Below are 17,026 nucleotides of genomic sequence, written 5' to 3'. Positions count from 1 at the left end.
TTTATTTCAGGAGAAAATATGTCCCAACTGACTCACCTCAATGCGTCGGGCGAGGCGCATATGGTTGATGTTTCAGCCAAAGCTGAAACTGTCCGTGAAGCTCGCGCAGAAGCTTATGTCACCATGAACCCAGCAACCTTAACGATGATTGTCGATGGTAGCCATCATAAAGGGGATGTGTTCGCCACGGCACGTATTGCGGGTATTCAAGCGGCAAAAAACACTTGGCAGCTTATCCCATTATGCCACCCATTGTTGTTAACCAAAGTTGAAGTGACCTTGAAAGCGGAACCTGAACATAACCGCGTCCGTATTGAAACTTGTTGCCGGTTAACAGGGAAAACAGGGGTAGAAATGGAAGCGTTAACAGCCGCATCCGTTGCTGCGTTAACGATTTATGACATGTGTAAAGCCGTGCAAAAAGATATGGTGATTGGCCCTGTTCGTTTATTAGAGAAAACAGGCGGCAAATCTGGACATTTTAAGGTGGAATAATGATCACAGTATTATTTTTTGCTCAGGTACGTGAGCTAGTTGGAACGGAACGTTTAGAACTTACAGACTCATACCAAAAAGTGGAAGACTTGCGCCAAGCACTTTCACAAAAAGGGGATCGTTGGGCGTTGGCACTTGAAGATGGCAAATTACTTGCCGCTGTTAATCAATCATTTGTTTCACTAGACCACCCTCTCTCAGAAGGGGACGAAGTGGCATTTTTCCCACCTGTCACTGGGGGGTAATATGGAAAACACCCATATTGCAGTACAAACTGAAAATTTTAGTGTTGGTGAGCAATATCAATGGCTTGCACAGTGTGATAGTGATGGCGCAGTGGTGATTTTTACGGGGAAAGTGCGTAATCATAATTTAGGTGACAGCGTTGCGGCATTAACACTCGAACACTACCCAGGAATGACTGAAAAAGCGTTAGCGAATATAGTCATAGAAGCAAAAGAGCGTTGGCCATTGCAGAGAGTTAGTGTGATCCACCGCATTGGCACCTTACAACCCGGCGAAGAAATTGTTTTTGTTGGGGTCACGAGTGCTCATCGTAATGCAGCATTTCAAGCGGCTGAATTTATTATGGATTACTTAAAAACGAAAGCCCCATTTTGGAAAAAAGAAACCTTACCTGAAAATGAACGTTGGGTGGAAGCGAAAGAAACCGACGAGGCGTCTGCAAACCGCTGGTAATCGCATTTTTTCCGCTAAAAAATACGAATTTGCTGAATGGTATTGTCAAAAGAATGTGTTAGACTTTGGTTAATTTCTCCGATTGCAGTATTTTTACTGGGTCGATTTTTCTTTTAGCGAAAGGGTAACCATCATGGGTCAGTTTGATCAACGTAATGATTCTCTTGTCCAGGGTGCCAATACTGGCGTTCAGGCATTTATGTCGCAAGTATACGGCTGGATGACAGTCGGTCTACTGCTGACAGCTTTTGTGGCATGGTATTCTGTAAGCAGTGGTTTGTACTACACCATTGCAACCAATAAGATTCTCTTTTTTGGAATGATTATTGCTGAACTTGGTTTAGTGATGGGCATTTCATTCCTGCTGCAAAAAATTAGTGGCATGGCAGCAACGGGCATGTTTATGCTCTATTCATTGCTCACCGGCTTAACGATTTCAGTTATTCTTGCCGCATATACTGGTGAGTCCGTTGCGGGCACATTTGTCATTACTGCGGTAATGTTTGGTGCATTAAGTTTCTACGGCTATACCACTAAACGTAGCTTAACAGGTATGGGTAACTTCCTGTTTATGGCGCTGATTGGTATTGTTGTCGCTTCTTTGGTTAACATCTGGCTGCAAAGCACCATGATGTATTGGGTGATCACTTACGGTGGTGTTTTACTGTTTGCTGCTTTAACTGCTTATGACACTCAAAAACTGAAAGAAATGGGTTCACAAATTGATGAAGACGACAGAGAAACAATGCGTAAATACTCTATTATGGGTGCGTTATCTCTGTATTTAGACTTCATTAACCTGTTCTTAATGTTGCTGCGTATCTTTGGTGACCGTCGCTAATTTGAGTGGCTTTCCTCATTACTCAGTGAAATGAGGGGATAGAAGTCGTTAAAATTGAAAACCCTTGTTACTTTGGTAACAAGGGTTTTTTGATCTAAATACTATCGTAAAATATGATTTGAATATTATTAACTTGTTTGTGATTCAAGGCGTTAATGATAGTTCCAATGCTTTTAATTGTATTTTCAAAGTGTAATATTATTTCTTTTGATCACGCTATCTTCTTCCTAAATAAGTAATAGGCCACTGAACTGGTGATTATCGCAATGATGAATAATGGCCATAAACTATGGAAGATAACTGAAAAATCAGCATTTTTTAGGTATATCTGTTTGGTGATTTCAGTGAAATGACGAATTGGGTTAATCCAAGTGATTTGTTGCAGCCAAATTGGCATGTTTTCGACTGGGGAAATATAACCTGATAGCAGCACTGCTGGCATCATAAATACAAATACTCCAATGAACGCTTGTTGCTGAGTTGAACACAGTGCTGAAATAAGTAAACCAAACCCCACCAAGGACAACCCATAGAATAACATTGTGGCATAAAAGAGGAGTAGGGAGCCAGCAAAAGGAATTTGATAGCAAAAGATCCCAATAACTAGGACTAAACTTGCCTGTGCAGTCGCTACTATCAATGCAGGTACCGCCTTACCAATAAATATTTGCCAAGTGGTAAGGGGAGAAACGAGCAATTGGTCCAGGGTGCCTTGTTCTCTTTCCCTTGCGATAGAAAGAGATGTCACAATCAGTACCCCGATCGTAGTTATTAAAGCTACTAATGAAGGCACAATAAACCATTTATAATCTAAATTGGGGTTGTACCAATTACGAACGATTAATTCACTGTTGTTCGGCAGAGTCTGTGATTGCGTTAGCTCATGTTGGTATTGAGTGACAATTTGTGCAACATAATTTGCTGCAATTTGCGCACTATTTGAATTACGTCCATCAAGGAGTAACAGCATATTAGCGTTATGGTGGCTTGCAATATCAGCACTAAAGTTTTGCCCAAAACGGACAACCAGCAGAGCCTTACGGTTATCAAGCGTTTCACGAATTTCATGTTCATTCTTCAATAATAAAACTTGAGAAAACGCACTGGCTTTGGCGAGACGTTGAGTCAACTCGATAGAATGTTCACCACTGTCTTGGTCAAAAATTGCAATGGTGGTGTTAGTGACCTCAAGAGTGGCAGCCAGAGGAAATAAAATCATCTGAAATATCACGGGTAAAATCAAAATAGCCCGTGTTTGTGGTTCTTGAAGTAATGATTGAAGCTCTTTCATAATTAAGGTGTATAGGCGATAAAACATAACTTCACCTCAATCCAAACGACGGCGAGTTTTTAGCGCCGTCAGTCCAATAAATAGTATTGCAGAAGCGATGAGTAGCAGGAAATCTATCAATAAAACAATATAGATATCACCTGCAAGAAAGAGAGTTTGTAAACTGCTGACAAAGTACCGGGCAGGGATAAAATAAGTCACAGCTTGAATAATGGCTGGCATACTATCAATTTCAAAAATAAAGCCAGATAACATAATAGCAGGTAAGAAGGCGGCATTCAGTGCAACCATCGCTGCATTAAATTGGTTACGAGTAATTGTTGAAATCAATAACCCCATCCCTAATGCCGTTGCCAAATAAAGGCTGGTAATGACAAATAATACTAATAGAGAGCCGCGATAAGGTACTCCTAAGACAAAAGTGGTGACAAACATGCATAATACCATCACAAAAGTACCAAGCACTTGGTAAGGCAATAATTTTGAAAGTAATAACTCAGTTTTAGTGATTTGGGTTGAAAGCAATGCTTCCATCGTGCCACGTTCCCATTCTCTTGCAATAACTAAAGAGGTCAAAATAGCACCAACTACGGTAATAATGATGCTAATTGCTCCTGGAATAATAAAATGCTGACTAATTGCCGCTTCATTAAACCAATAGCGCATATTAAGTTCAATTAGTGGGTCTGTTGGGTAGCCTTTATTTTCCCCTTGCTGCACCAGCCACGTTTGCCACACACCTTGAGTATAAGCTTGCACAAAGTTAGCCGTATTCGGTTCGCTGCCATCAGTAATGACTTGAATTGCGGCATGACCTTGTTTTTGCAGCAATTGGGCTGAAAAATTTACAGGAATGACGATAATGCCGCGAATTTCACCCGCTTGCATTTTATCGATTAATAAATGGCGGTTATTACTAATAGTCGCATCGATAAATGGCGAACCAGTGAAGGTATCAACCAATTCACGAGCTTGCGAACTTTGTTGCTCAAGTAAAATACCGACACGTAATTTACTTGAGTCTAAATTGATACCATAACCAAAAATAAATAGTAACATCAATGGAATAAGCACAGCTATAAGAGCGCTGCTAGGATCCCGCACAATTTGTTTACTTTCTTTCCAGCATAGTGCTTTAAGCCTACGCCATGAAAAATGAGAAGCGGTGTGAGTCATAGTGCCTCCTGTTGCTTATCATAATTCATGATTAGCTCGATGAATGCATCTTCCATGGATGGGTCAGGGTTTTCAGCACTTGCGACTTGCTGTTTCAGTTCATCAGGGGTTCCTGCCGCAATAATTTTTCCATGGTAAACCAGCCCGATACGGTCACAATACTCTGCCTCATCCATAAAGTGAGTCGTGACCATAACGGTAACACCTTTATCAACCATTCCATTGATATGTAACCAAAATTCTCTACGAGTTAGTGGGTCAACACCTGAGGTTGGCTCATCTAAAAATAAGATATCAGGCTCATGCATTAATGAGCAGGCGAGGGCTAAACGCTGCTTATACCCCAGAGGGAGGGATTCAGTCACCTGATTGATAATCGGTTTGAAATTAAAGGCCTCAACCATTTCTTGGATTTTTTTGGTTTGTTGTTGATGATGTAAACCATAAACACCCGAAAAGAATTTCAGGTTTTGCCCCACTTTTAGGTTACCGTACAGCGAGAACTTTTGTGCCATATAGCCAAGGTGCTGCCTGACTTTGTTTGAACTCGTTTTTAAATCCATTCCAAGAACGAGTGCTTGCCCATCTGTTGGCTTCATTAACGCACACATCATTTTAAAAGTTGTCGATTTTCCCGCACCATTTGGCCCCAATAAACCAAAAATTTCTCCTCGTTTAACTTGGAAATTTACGGTATCAGTTGCCGCAAATTGGCCAAATTTTTTGGTTAAATTACGCGCTTCTATGACGGTTTCTTCAGGATTAGGTGGAATTTGCGGTACGATAGCGGCTAATTCCGAACGATGAGATGGGCCCCCGCCTAATAAGTCAATAAACGCATCTTCAAAACGTGGCTGTGCTTCAATGAGTTTTCCATCTGCCATATTTAATGCAGTTAATAAATTTGTCTGTGATGCATTAGGCTTCAAAATTAAGCGAATATAGCGGCCTTGGATTACACCATCGGTAGTTTCTGGTAATACGAGTGCGTTTTGTAATACAGTACGTTTTTGTGTGGCTGGTACATCAAGTAAAAACGAGCGTCCCGCCATTTTTTCAGTTAATAACTCGGGCTTGCCTGCATAAAGCTGTTTGCCTTTATTTAATAGCAGCACATTTTTACATTGCTGAGCTTCATCTAAATAGGAAGTACTCCAAAGAATGAGCATTCCATCATCGGCAAGAGTATGAACCATTTGCCATAGTTCGCGTCGAGCTATGGGGTCAACACCAACACCGGGTTCGTCGAGTAAAAGAACCTTGGGTTTTCCTAATAATGTACAGGCTAACCCGAGTTTTTGCTTCATCCCCCCCGATAATTTACCGGCTAGCCTATTGGTAAAAGGGGCTAGGCTGGTGAATGAAAGCAGTTGCTGATAGGTTTTTTGGCGCTCTTCGCCGAGTACGCCACGCAAATCTGCGTACAAATTTAAATTTTCTTGTACGGTCAGGTCTTCATATAAACCAAATTTTTGGGGCATATAGCCAAGGCCAGCTCGCATAGCAATGCTGTCGTCGATAGGGTCGAGCCCCATCACGCTAATTTTCCCTGCATCTGGTTTTAATAGCCCTGCAATCATGCGCATTAAAGTTGTTTTTCCTGCACCATCAGGGCCGACAAGGCCTGTTACAGAGCCCCTATGAATATCGATTGTTAAGCTTTCAACGGCTGGAGTATCCAAGCCAACAAATGTTTTCTCGACATTGGATAGGCGGATACTGTAATCATCACTCATAGCAAACTCTTACTGTTTATTATCAGTAAATTGAATAGTTACAGGCATACCTTGGCGTAAAGCATCATCTGCATCATTGACGACGATACGTAGTCGATAGACTAAATCGGTTCGTAAATCCGGTGTTTGTACGCTTTTAGGGGTAAATTCGGCGGTAGGGGAAACAAACCCAATGGTACCATGGTAAGGCTGATTTGGGCGGCTATCCGTATACAGCAAGACTTCTCTACCGGGGATGGCATCACCGAGGTGCGGTTCGCTAACATAGGCTCTGACCCAAACAGGATTTGTTAAAGTGACGCTAAATACGGTATTACCTGCACCGATGATTGTGCCAGGTTCGATTGCTCGGGTTAAAATAGTCCCAGAGGAAGGTGCAGTTAAGACGGTGTCTTGTAAGTCGAGTTCAGCTTGAGCGACAGCCGCTTCGGCTTGTAACCATTCGCCTTGAGCGGCAGCTATCTCTTCTTGACGAAAGCCGCTTTGGTATTGATTCAGTTTATCTTGTGCCGCTTGAAGGGCTGCAAATGCTTGGTTTCGATTGTTCTTCGCGTTATCTAAATCATTAGCTGAAATAACGCGGGAGGCAGCAAGCCCTTGCTGACGTTTATAGAAGTTATCGGCATATTGCCAAGCCGCTTGTTTTTGAGCCACTTCAGCTTCAACTTGTGCAACCTCTTGAGTACGGTAACCACTTTCTTTTAAAGCAAGTTGGGCTTTGGCGCTGTCACGTACCCCTTTGGCTTTATTTAACGCGTTAATGTAGGGGGCATCATCCAGTAGACCAAGTTGCTCGCCTGCAATAATTTTTGCACCTTCATCGACGCTTAGGGATTTGAGTTTACCTGACACTCGAAAACCAAGATTAACCGTTCGGACATCAACATTGCCGTAGAGTGTTAATATTTTGTCTTGCTGTGATTGATAGTAGTAATAACCACCAATTGCAGCACCGATTAATATGAGAATAATGAAAACAACAACAGAACGGTTTTTATTGCTCATAGCTAACCTTACTTAAAGAATCAACGATATGAAAACAAAATTTGTTGTTAGAGGCCGCTGTTTTTAATGAAGAAATGTGGCACCAGCTGCAATAAAATCACCAGCCTCTAGTTATTATCAATGTGAATGAATCACTTTAATTATTTTATCATATCACTTTTCATATTGTTTGCGATGGCGTAAGCCTGCTAATAATATATTTGTATGTTCAATAAGAACTTGATTAATAATTTTAAATTCATTTTCATTGATATGTTTCCAACCCGTTTGGCGTAACAAAGTTTCTCGAGCAATTCGAAATGAAAGTGTTTCGCCAAGGATTGCGTGTGTGTGGATTAGCGTTGTTAAATGATTGGGGTCAGCACCAATGTAAATCGCAATCAAGCGGTTTAGGCGCGAATGTATTGGGCCTAAAGCCTGTTCATGGATTACCGTATAGGCTTCGGTCGGGTTGAGTTGTTCACGTGCTAATATCCGAGAAAAACTTAAATTTTTCTTTTCCAACTGAAAATGATTATAGGCAATGACTGTTTTTTGTAGTAAATCAAGCGCATCATCAGTTACTTGTACTGACAAAGGTTGATTTAGAAAGTTGTCAATTGCTTGAAAAACATCATGGAAATCGTCCCGAATAGTTTTTGCGATAAGCTGAGCTACCGCTAAGTAAAGACCTTCTTTTGAGCCAAAATAATAAGAAATTGCGGCAATATTTTGCCCTGATGCCTGTGCGATCTTGCGTGTAGTAGCGCCATCAAGCCCTTGTTCTCCATATACATCAGCAGCAGTGAGAAGCAATTGCATTTTCGCATTTTCTCCTCGCAACGTTGACGATGAACCTGTATTCATAACCATTCCTTTAAAAATTCAGAATTAAATAACACCTAATTAGCTCTTAATGGCTTTTCATTTTTATAAAAAGTAAAAAACGACATCTCATAGTACAATGTAAGTATATATACTATGTGGGTCGGATTTTATATTAATTTATTAACCAAACTAAATTAATATATTTATCATCTGTAAATAATGTTAGAATTTTACACAGTGTCGCACGGCAGTTTGCGCTTTATCTTCTGACTCACTTCCCCCATAACTGCCACATTCAATTTGAAGCGGTGAAGCCCGGAGTAATTTAATTTGACTACTTTTTCAGACCTCGCGTTAAACGAGGAAATTTTGCTTGCCATTAATGAATTAGGTTATGAAAGCCCTACGCCTATTCAACAACAAGCTATCCCAGCCGTGCTTGCAGGAAACGACCTTTTAGCTAGCGCCCAAACTGGTACAGGTAAAACAGCGGGTTTTACATTGCCAATTTTACAGAAGCTGATTACAACTCCTCGAGCAGGAAAGGATCGCAAGCCTATTCGTGCGTTAATTTTGACGCCAACAAGGGAGCTTGCAGCGCAAGTTGCTGAAAATGTAAAAGAATATAGCCGTCACCTGCGTATTCGTTCTTTTGTCGTCTTTGGTGGGGTAAGTATTAACCCACAAATGATGAAGTTACGTGGCGGGGTTGATATCTTAATTGCAACTCCGGGGCGCTTATTAGATTTAGAACATCAAAATGCAGTAGATCTTTCCCAAGTCGAAGTTTTTGTTCTGGATGAAGCTGACCGTATGTTAGATATGGGGTTCATTCATGATATTCGTAGGGTGATTAATAAATTACCTAAAAAACGTCAAAACTTATTGTTCTCAGCGACGTTTTCTGACGAAATCAAACAATTAGCGAATAAATTACTCAATAACCCTGTAACTATTGAGGTTGCTCCGCGAAACTCAGCTTCTGAGCAAGTGACTCAATATGTTCATCTGGTTGATAAAAAACGAAAAGCGGAATTACTTTCGTTTATGATTGGCCGTGAAAACTGGCAACAAGTTCTTGTTTTTACACGTACAAAACATGGTGCAAACCGTCTCGCTGAGCATTTAAATAAAGATGGTGTCAAAGCTGCTGCTATCCATGGTAACAAGAGCCAAGGGGCTCGTACTCGTGCATTAGCTGATTTTAAATCTGGGGATATTCGTGTGTTAGTGGCAACGGATATCGCAGCTCGTGGCCTTGATATTGAACAGCTTCCTTATGTGGTGAATTTTGAGCTTCCTAATGTTGCAGAAGACTATGTTCACCGTATCGGTCGTACAGGCCGTGCAGAAGCAACTGGGATGGCAGTTTCCTTAGTATGTATCGATGAGGCTAAGTTACTCAAGGATATTGAAAAATTATTGAAAAAATCGATTCCATTGATGGCGATTGAAGGCTATGAGCCCGACCCCTCCATAAAGGCGGAGCCTATTCAAAAAACACCACAACGCAATGAACGTCGTTCAGGTGATAGAAATCAAGGTAAACCACCACGTCGCAGTAATTCGCCATCGTCAAAGCCTAGTTCAGGGAAGGGGGCAAGTTCCCCATGGAAAAACGCCCAGAAAAAAGTCAAACAAGGGCGAAGTGACAGCTAATCTTCCATAAAGCTTGTAGCTCTTTTTAATGTTAATGGCATTAACTAGAGCTACCTGTGAAACTATTTCAAGCCTGTCACTGGTCACCCCCATCTTAGAATTTTCCTGCTCATCTATTCAATAAACGGTATGATAAGCAGGTGTTATTACGTTTTTTGTGAGCCATTTATGCGCGTTTTATTAGCTCCTATGGAAGGAGTTTTAGACCCTTTAGTACGTTGTCTATTAAGCGAAGTTAATGACTATGACCTGTGCATAACAGAGTTTGTTCGCGTGGTTGATACTCTTTTACCAGCAAAAACTTTTTACCGTTTATGCCCTGAACTAAAACATGGTAGTCGTACCCCTTCAGGGACATTAGTTCGCGTGCAGTTATTAGGGCAACACCCTCAGTGGTTGGCAGAGAACGCAAATCGAGCGGTCGAGTTAGGATCTTGGGGGGTTGATTTAAATTGCGGGTGTCCATCAAAAACAGTTAATGGCCACGGTGGTGGTGCGACGTTATTGAAGCAACCTGATTTGATTTATCAAGCTGCGAAATCAATGCGTGAAGCAGTTCCAAAAGAATTACCTATTTCGGTTAAGGTTCGTTTGGGGTGGGATAGTTCCGAATTTGCTTATGAAATTGCAGATGCGGTTCAACAGGCGGGGGCAACAGAACTTACTGTCCATGGTAGAACCAAAGAAGACGGTTATAAAGCAGAGAGTATTAATTGGTCTGCCATTGGAGAGATCCGCCGTAAATTATCGATCCCAGTGATTGCTAATGGTGAAATTTGGGACTATGCAAGTGCACAGCGCTGCCTTGAAATCACAGGTTGTGATGCCGTGATGATTGGTCGTGGAGCACTAAACACCCCAAACCTAAGTCGAGTGGTCAAATTTAATGAATCTAAAATGCCTTGGGAGCAAGTTGGCAGGTTGTTATTAAAGTATACAGAACTTGAAAAACAAGGGGATACCGGCCATTACCATGCAGCCCGGATTAAGCAATGGCTAGGCTATTTACGTAAAGAATATCATCAAGCAGATGAACTTTTTTCTCAGGTTAGGTCGTTAAAAAATGCCCAACAGATTGCGCAAGTGATAACTGAAATTGTGAGCAATTAGTTATGAATAATGTTGATTGGCAAAATTTTATAGTTGCGAAATTAACTTATAGGGTCTTTACTTAATTGGTAGGAGAGCGATTTAATTTATTTAAAGCTCTACTATTATATGAGAACATTTTGACATTATAGTGAAATTACCTAGTCTGGGAGGCGTAAGATGGGTGTAATTGCTTGGATTATTTTTGGTCTAATTGCAGGTGTTTTAGCTAAGTGGCTGATGCCAGGTACTTATCACATGGGGTTCATTATGACCACCGTGCTGGGGATTGTTGGTGCCGTTGTGGGTGGTTACATCAGTACTTTCTTTGGTAAAGGAAAAGTTGATGGTTTCAACTTTGGGAGTTTTGTTGTCGCGGTTATCGGTGCGATTGTCGTACTGTTCTTAGCCGGGATATTTGCCAAATAACCATTTCCTCTACTTGGTAAATCTTCATTCTATAAGCCACTTAAATATCAAGTGGCTTATATTTTTATGGAAGAAGAGGATTACGACTCGATTGGCAGGCCGTTATCTTGCCCCCATTGGGCCCATGAACCATCATACAAACGCACGTTTTGGTTACCTAATAATGTTAATGCCATTAATACCACAGCTGCGGTCATTCCTGAACCACAGGTCATCACTGAAGGTGCATGGATATCGACACCTTGTTTAGTAAAAATAGTTTTAAGTTGCTTCGGTGATTTGAATTCACCCTTTTCAACGAGAAGATCCCATGGGACGTTTTTGCTCCCAGGAATATGCCCCATACGTAGACCCGGACGTGGTTCTGGCGCTTGAGCAAGAAAGCGTGGTTCTGCACGAGCATCAATAATTTGAATTTTTCCTTGATTTACAATATCAAGCATTTGCTCTTGATTCAGTGCGTTACTGTCTTTACGTGTGGCATGGAATTGCTTCGCAGCTGGCGGAGTGACTTCCCCGGACTGAACATCAAACCCTGCTGCTTTCCAAGCATCGATGCCACCAGCTAAAATCTTAACGTTTTTGCAGCCCATAGTGGTGAAAGTCCACCAAGCTCTTGGGGATGAAAATAAGTTATTCTGTGAATAAATAATAACTTGGGTGTCATTACCTATGCCCATGGCACTAACTGCTTGGCTAAAAACATCGGCACTTGGCAGCATATGGGGTAAATCACAGCTTTTGTCTGCAATTTCATCTTGATGAAAGAACTGAGCGTTAGGAATATGTTCTTCTAGATATTGTTGGCGGCAATCATAAGGTGCGGTCGGTGGTGGAGAAGAAGCATCGAGTACAATGATGTTATCATCAAATAGATGTGAATTTAACCATTGTGGGGTTACGAAATAATCGTTGTACATAAGCTATCTCCATCCTGGGCTGATAAATTATTTTAAAATTACTGAATTTGATTGGGTGCTGGCAGTGCTGAAGGGGATTGCGGTTGCCCTTGCTCAAGTGGTGTGGTTGAACGTGTATAAATGTTCATACCCGCTAAAACAATACCGCCTACAGAACCAAAAGCGCATAATGCGCAAAGTGCGATAACAACCTTTTTCATTTTCTATAGCCTGCCTAGTGATAAAAATCCAAATGATATAAGAACTCAAAGTATAACCGGATGAGTGTTGCAAACAAGTTAAAAGCTATTTTTTCTGTTGCAGAATGGGCGTTTTGCAAAAAGCTTCCCAATTTTTATGTATAATGGGTATTAATACAGTAGTTTTGCGAAGCGGTTGGCAAAAGCGTTTTTTACATATTCCGTATTGTTGTCAGTTTCGTTATCTTTCATTTTAACTTTGGTCACCTGCATAATTTATGTCCCTGTCGAATAAAACTAAAGAACAAATAACTCAGTGGTATAAAGGGTTGTCCGTACAAATTGACGGGTTTGTTTCCCGATCACCGCAGCGGCAGATGATCGCGCAAGTCGCAAAAAATTTAGCAGATGATGACGGCCGCCATTTGGTTATAGAAGCGCCTACTGGGGTGGGTAAAACGCTATCTTATTTAATACCAGGGATAGCGGTTGGTAGGGAAGAAGGTAAAACCTTAGTGGTCAGTACGGCGAATGTGGCATTACAAGACCAAATTTATAGTAAAGATTTACCCTTATTAAGCAAAATTATTCCTGATTTAAAATATACAGGGGCGTTTGGGCGTGCTCGTTATGTTTGCCCTCGTAATTTAGAAGCTATTTGTGCCGCGGAAGGCGAACAAATTGATTTAATGTTATTGGTGGAAGATAAAACAGAAATTGCGAATAGTGAAGAGCGGGCTATTTGTCAGCAACTGCGGCATGACTTTCAGAGTTTTGCATGGGATGGGCTAAGGGATCACCACAAACGTGCATTTAGTGATAGCTTATGGCGCAAAGTCAGCACAGATAAAATGAATTGTTTAGGTCGTAATTGTCAATTTTATCAGCGTTGCCCATTTTTTATTGCTAGGCGGGAAATCGAAGATGCCGATGTGGTGGTTGCTAATCATGCGTTAGTTATGGCTGCAATGGAAAGTGAATCGGTATTACCTGACCCGAAAAATTTATTATTAGTGCTTGATGAAGGCCATCATGTTCCGGATGTTGCAAGGGATGCCCTTGAAGTTGAAGGCGAAATTACGTTAGTTCAACTAACGGCACAGCTTGATAGCTTTATTCAGCATGTTGGGCAGTACATGGGGCAATTTCGTCCGGCGAAGCCACCAAAGTTAGCTAACCCCGAACGGTTACAGCAACTACCTCGGCAACACTGAGGTCATTGAACAGTTATTCACGTTTTATGGAACTTACTGGGTTATCCGAAAAAAGTGATGACCGCTTCGTGACATTGTCTTCTCCTTTTAACCATGTTGAGCAGGGAAAAATTATTATTCCTAAAATGGAATATGAGCCAACGATAAACACTGAAGCTGAACACTTAGCGGAAATGGCAGTATTTTTCCGTGAACAATTCACTAAAAATACTCACCGTGGAGTACTGGTTTTATTTAGTAGCCAAAGAGCGATGGAAGGTTTTCTTGAGCACGTAAAGGATTTGCGTTTGCAGCTTTTAGTTCAAGGAGATCAACCACGTTACCGGTTAGTCGAAACTCATTGCGAAAGAATTAACCAAGGGCAATCTAGTGCCTTAATTGGCTTACAATCGTTTGCTGAGGGGTTAGACCTAAAAGGGGAATATTTAACTCAGGTCCATATTCATAAAATTGCATTTCCACCAGTAACAAACCCTGTGATTATCACCGAAGGGGATTGGTTGAAATCATTGAAGCGATACCCATTTGAAGTACAAAGTTTACCTAGCGCCTCATTTAACTTGATACAGCAAGCAGGTAGGTTGATTCGTAGTCATGAGTGCTATGGTGAAATTATTATTTATGATAAACGTTTGCTAACTAAAAATTATGGTAAAAGGCTATTAAATGCATTACCTGTATTTCCTATAGAACAACCTGAGATACCTAAAAACAGTAAATAACTAAGTTAACTTATTTTATTTTTAGGTATTTGAATAACAGTTTGATTATAGTTAATGACTCGCAAATAAAATGGCCACTCTACAGTGGCCATTGGTCAATTTTAATTGACTCTATTTACGACATTACTCAATATTTGCTTCTAAGAACCAGAGGAATTTATCCATATCGCGGGAAGCTGCGGTAAACATATCCGCAGTGTCTTCGTCTTCCACCTCATCAATGGCTTTACGGATATCATTCGCGACAATAGCATAGCGGTCGGCTAACGCTTTTAAGTGGTCTTGTACACTATGGATATTAATTGGGTAAGCTTCTAACGAGGTGAAGCGGTTAACTTCTTGCGTTGTACCAATAGCAACACCTCCCAATTGAACCGCGCGCTCTGCGAATTCATCTAAATGTTCAACTAACGTGGTTCTAAAGCCATCTAGCATTTCATGGATAGCAATAAAATTACGGCCACGCATATTCCAGTGGGCTTGTTTAGTCATTAGAGAGAGATCGGTAAAATGGACCACCATAACATTAAGAATTCCAATGGTTTCCAATTTTACGCTGTCTTCCATATCATTACGTGTATATAAAAGTTCATTTGAAGATGCTTTAAATAATTTAGCTGTGCTCATGATTCATCCTCTCTTAAATATGAATTTGTTTAGTAACCTCATCTGTCAATAAATATAAAATAACCAAACTAATTTGTCATAATGTAATAAACGATTAATTTAATAGGTCTATTCGATATACTTTATTAACCGTTAATTAATTGTGGATCTTCGGTACTAATCGTTTTTGACAATAAGTGCGATAGAGATGATAAATTTTTATTTAAAGCATAAACTAGAAATAAAAATAGATTATTTCAAATTGATGAATAAAACTTTACACGAAAAAAGGTTAATAAATATCTATATATCGAATTTATTAACCTTGATTGTCTTTGTTTGCTTATAGTTTTTAGTGACTAGGACACTTTTTCGATTTTTGACTTTGGTACCGCTGTTGAGGTGGAACCAATAGAAGCACAGACAATACATAATAATGCCAACCATTGAGTCATCGTTAAGTGCTCATTTAGGAAAACAATTCCTAAAAATGCGCCCATACAAGGTTCAAGGCTCATCAATGTACCAAAAGTTCGGGCTGGTAAACGCGTTAGCGCGATCATTTCTAATGTATAAGGAAATGCGGTTGATAAAATCGCGACTGCTAGTGCAATAGGTAAAATTGAGGGGTCGAACATCACCTCGACACCTGTTTGCATTAAGCCGATAGGGAAGAAGATCATGGCAGAAATAAATGAACCTATTGCAACGGTTGCTGCACCGTAACCCGCTCCTGCACGTTGCCCGAATATAATATATAACCCCCAGCAGACACCGGCTCCGAGAGCATAGAGAGCACCGAGTGTATCAATGGAATCAATATTATCGCCGATTGGAAGTAAGAATAATAACCCAACAATAACAAGGGCTATCCATAAAAAATCAATCGGACGGCGAGAAGAAAACATCGCAACGGCTAAAGGACCAGTAAATTCTAAAGCAACAGCTATCCCTAATGGAATTCGTTCAAGAGATAGGTAAAACAAATAATTCATCGTACCTAGGGATAACCCATAAGCAAGCAATGGAACTAGCGAATTTTTTCTGAATTTTAAACGCCAAGGCTTAAAAATAACGAACAAAATAATAGTAGCAAGCAATAAACGTAAACCAGTAACACCGGGAGCGCCGATAACAGGAAATAAAGTTTTAGCTAAAGAAGCTCCGCTTTGAATAGAGGTCATTGCAAGCAGTAATAACCCTATAGGTAATAGCGGAAATGCGCTCTTTTTAGTGTCGGCAGACATAAATAAGTAAACCTCGGAAAACGTAACTTAATTGATAATAAATATTTAGAAAATAAGTATTCAGTGATGAAAAATAATTTCTTAAAGATTATCTCATAAAACAGCACGGCTTTATATTTGTTTATGGTTTAGCTATAGAGAATAAGGGGGTAAATGTGCTTTATTGGTTGTCAACATGTTGGTTTAGGTGAATAGCAGTGCTATAAACATGAGTAAGTCTCATTTTATTATGGCGAAGAGTGAAGCTTGAGCTTCTGTATTAGGCTCGTATAATTCAGTGCTTTAACTAAAAAGTCACAATAAAAATGGAAAATGAGGAACAAATGGGAAAAATTAAAAGTATTGCAGTGTATTGTGGTTCCAGTATGGGAAAAAATGAGGTCTATCAGCAAAAAGCCATTGAGTTTGCTAAAGAAATGGTTAAACGTGATATCACGTTAGTCTATGGTGGAGCGAGCGTGGGAATTATGGGGACAGTTGCTGATACCGTATTGTCATTAGGGGGAAAAGCGATTGGGGTGATCCCATTATTGCTAGAAGAACGTGAAATTTCTCATAAGAATTTAACTGAGTTGTATAAAGTTGAAACGATGCATCAGCGTAAAAGTAAAATGATTGAGCTTGCGGATGCCTTTGTCGCTTTGCCTGGCGGTTATGGCACGCTTGAAGAGTATGCAGAAGTATTTACTTGGAGCCAAATTGGTTTACATGCTAAGCCATGCGCTTTATTTAATATTAATAATTATTGGCAACCATTGATTGATATGACAAATAAGATGGCAGATGAAGGTTTCCTCCATGAAAAATACCGTCATATGGCGATTGTGAATGATTCTCCCGCTGAGTTATTAGAAAGTTTTGAATCTTATGTCGCCCCACCAATTAAAACCTACGACTAGCGTTAATATTAA

General features: G+C 40.4%; 17 protein-coding genes and 1 pseudogene. 9 read left to right on the top strand and 9 right to left on the bottom strand.

Features of this window, described 5'->3' with window-relative positions:
- The first annotated feature begins 18 nt into the window (after positions 1-18).
- The 4 genes from moaC to FVA72_RS15680 all read left to right on the top strand — a co-directional run bounded on the left by moaC (position 19) and on the right by FVA72_RS15680 (position 2,035).
- Positions 19-495: a cyclic pyranopterin monophosphate synthase MoaC gene (gene moaC, locus FVA72_RS15695; protein WP_094962424.1), complete on the top strand. Its 477-nt coding sequence runs from the start codon at positions 19-21 to the stop codon at positions 493-495.
- Entirely contained in the window at positions 495-740 is a 246-nt protein-coding gene (gene moaD, locus FVA72_RS15690; RefSeq protein WP_004256672.1) for a molybdopterin synthase sulfur carrier subunit, read from the top strand. Before moaC ends, moaD begins: the two co-directional genes overlap by 1 nt.
- A 1-nt stretch (position 741) precedes the next feature.
- Positions 742-1,194, top strand: a complete 453-nt coding sequence (moaE, locus tag FVA72_RS15685; RefSeq protein WP_110591362.1) for a molybdopterin synthase catalytic subunit MoaE — start codon at positions 742-744, stop codon at positions 1,192-1,194.
- 133 nt (positions 1,195-1,327) lie between these two features.
- A complete protein-coding gene (locus tag FVA72_RS15680; RefSeq protein WP_004256664.1) occupies positions 1,328-2,035 on the top strand; it encodes a Bax inhibitor-1/YccA family protein in 708 nt (235 codons plus the stop codon).
- A 211-nt stretch (positions 2,036-2,246) separates the two neighbouring features.
- On the opposite strand, the gene FVA72_RS15675 is transcribed toward FVA72_RS15680, so the two are convergent.
- The 5 genes from FVA72_RS15675 to cecR all read right to left on the bottom strand — a co-directional run bounded on the left by FVA72_RS15675 (position 2,247) and on the right by cecR (position 8,095).
- Positions 2,247-3,353 (bottom strand): ABC transporter permease, encoded by a 1,107-nt coding sequence (locus FVA72_RS15675; protein WP_094962425.1) that lies wholly within the window; start codon positions 3,351-3,353, stop codon positions 2,247-2,249.
- A 9-nt stretch (positions 3,354-3,362) separates the two neighbouring features.
- Positions 3,363-4,502 (bottom strand): ABC transporter permease, encoded by a 1,140-nt coding sequence (locus FVA72_RS15670; RefSeq protein ID WP_004256657.1) that lies wholly within the window; start codon positions 4,500-4,502, stop codon positions 3,363-3,365.
- Positions 4,499-6,238 carry an ATP-binding cassette domain-containing protein gene (locus FVA72_RS15665; protein ID WP_110591363.1) on the bottom strand — a complete coding sequence of 580 codons (1,740 nt, stop codon included), beginning with the start codon at positions 6,236-6,238 and terminating at the stop codon, positions 4,499-4,501. Before FVA72_RS15665 ends, FVA72_RS15670 begins: the two co-directional genes overlap by 4 nt.
- A gap of 9 nt (positions 6,239-6,247) precedes the next feature.
- Complete coding sequence (gene hlyD, locus FVA72_RS15660; RefSeq protein ID WP_110591364.1) at positions 6,248-7,243, bottom strand: secretion protein HlyD; 996 nt, start codon at positions 7,241-7,243, stop codon at positions 6,248-6,250.
- Between the two features lie 153 nt (positions 7,244-7,396).
- Positions 7,397-8,095 carry a transcriptional regulator CecR gene (gene cecR / locus FVA72_RS15655; RefSeq protein ID WP_004256610.1) on the bottom strand — a complete coding sequence of 233 codons (699 nt, stop codon included), beginning with the start codon at positions 8,093-8,095 and terminating at the stop codon, positions 7,397-7,399.
- A 285-nt stretch (positions 8,096-8,380) separates the two neighbouring features.
- Between cecR and rhlE the strand changes: the two genes are divergently transcribed.
- The 3 genes from rhlE (at position 8,381) to FVA72_RS15640 (ending at position 11,227) form a co-directional block, all read left to right on the top strand.
- The gene (gene rhlE, locus FVA72_RS15650) at positions 8,381-9,709 is read left to right on the top strand and encodes an ATP-dependent RNA helicase RhlE (RefSeq protein WP_110591365.1); all 1,329 of its coding nucleotides are present in this window, start codon (positions 8,381-8,383) and stop codon (positions 9,707-9,709) included.
- 168 nt (positions 9,710-9,877) lie between these two features.
- A complete protein-coding gene (gene dusC / locus FVA72_RS15645; protein WP_096864122.1) occupies positions 9,878-10,819 on the top strand; it encodes a tRNA dihydrouridine(16) synthase DusC in 942 nt (313 codons plus the stop codon).
- A 159-nt stretch (positions 10,820-10,978) separates the two neighbouring features.
- The gene (locus FVA72_RS15640) at positions 10,979-11,227 is read left to right on the top strand and encodes a GlsB/YeaQ/YmgE family stress response membrane protein (RefSeq protein WP_004256598.1); all 249 of its coding nucleotides are present in this window, start codon (positions 10,979-10,981) and stop codon (positions 11,225-11,227) included.
- Positions 11,228-11,307: 80 nt separating this feature from the next.
- Here the strand turns inward: FVA72_RS15640 and sseA are convergent, their stop codons facing one another.
- Both sseA and FVA72_RS15630 read right to left on the bottom strand, forming a co-directional pair.
- On the bottom strand, positions 11,308-12,147 hold the full coding sequence (sseA, locus tag FVA72_RS15635; RefSeq protein WP_110591366.1) for a 3-mercaptopyruvate sulfurtransferase: 840 nt from the start codon (positions 12,145-12,147) through the stop codon (positions 11,308-11,310).
- 38 nt (positions 12,148-12,185) lie between these two features.
- On the bottom strand, positions 12,186-12,347 hold the full coding sequence (locus FVA72_RS15630) for a hypothetical protein (RefSeq protein WP_004256593.1): 162 nt from the start codon (positions 12,345-12,347) through the stop codon (positions 12,186-12,188).
- Positions 12,348-12,604: 257 nt separating this feature from the next.
- Here FVA72_RS15630 and FVA72_RS15625 point away from each other — a divergent pair.
- A pseudogene (locus tag FVA72_RS15625) lies at positions 12,605-14,262 on the top strand (helicase C-terminal domain-containing protein).
- A 123-nt stretch (positions 14,263-14,385) separates the two neighbouring features.
- Here FVA72_RS15625 and dps read toward each other — a convergent pair.
- Together dps and rhtA are read right to left on the bottom strand one after the other, a co-directional pair.
- Positions 14,386-14,889 carry a DNA starvation/stationary phase protection protein Dps gene (dps, locus tag FVA72_RS15620; RefSeq protein ID WP_004256573.1) on the bottom strand — a complete coding sequence of 168 codons (504 nt, stop codon included), beginning with the start codon at positions 14,887-14,889 and terminating at the stop codon, positions 14,386-14,388.
- A 338-nt stretch (positions 14,890-15,227) separates the two neighbouring features.
- A complete protein-coding gene (gene rhtA / locus FVA72_RS15615) occupies positions 15,228-16,115 on the bottom strand; it encodes a threonine/homoserine exporter RhtA (protein ID WP_004256572.1) in 888 nt (295 codons plus the stop codon).
- A 323-nt stretch (positions 16,116-16,438) separates the two neighbouring features.
- Here rhtA and FVA72_RS15610 point away from each other — a divergent pair, with 323 nt between their 5' ends.
- On the top strand, positions 16,439-17,014 hold the full coding sequence (locus FVA72_RS15610; RefSeq protein WP_094962433.1) for a TIGR00730 family Rossman fold protein: 576 nt from the start codon (positions 16,439-16,441) through the stop codon (positions 17,012-17,014).
- The last annotated feature ends 12 nt before the right edge of the window (positions 17,015-17,026 follow it).

Origin of the sequence: Providencia sp. PROV061 (genome assembly GCF_011045655.1) — a bacterium.
GTDB classification, from domain to species: domain Bacteria; phylum Pseudomonadota; class Gammaproteobacteria; order Enterobacterales; family Enterobacteriaceae; genus Providencia; species Providencia hangzhouensis.
The sequence above is the reverse complement of the archived record's forward strand: the minus strand, read 5'-3'. Positions and strand labels throughout refer to the sequence as shown.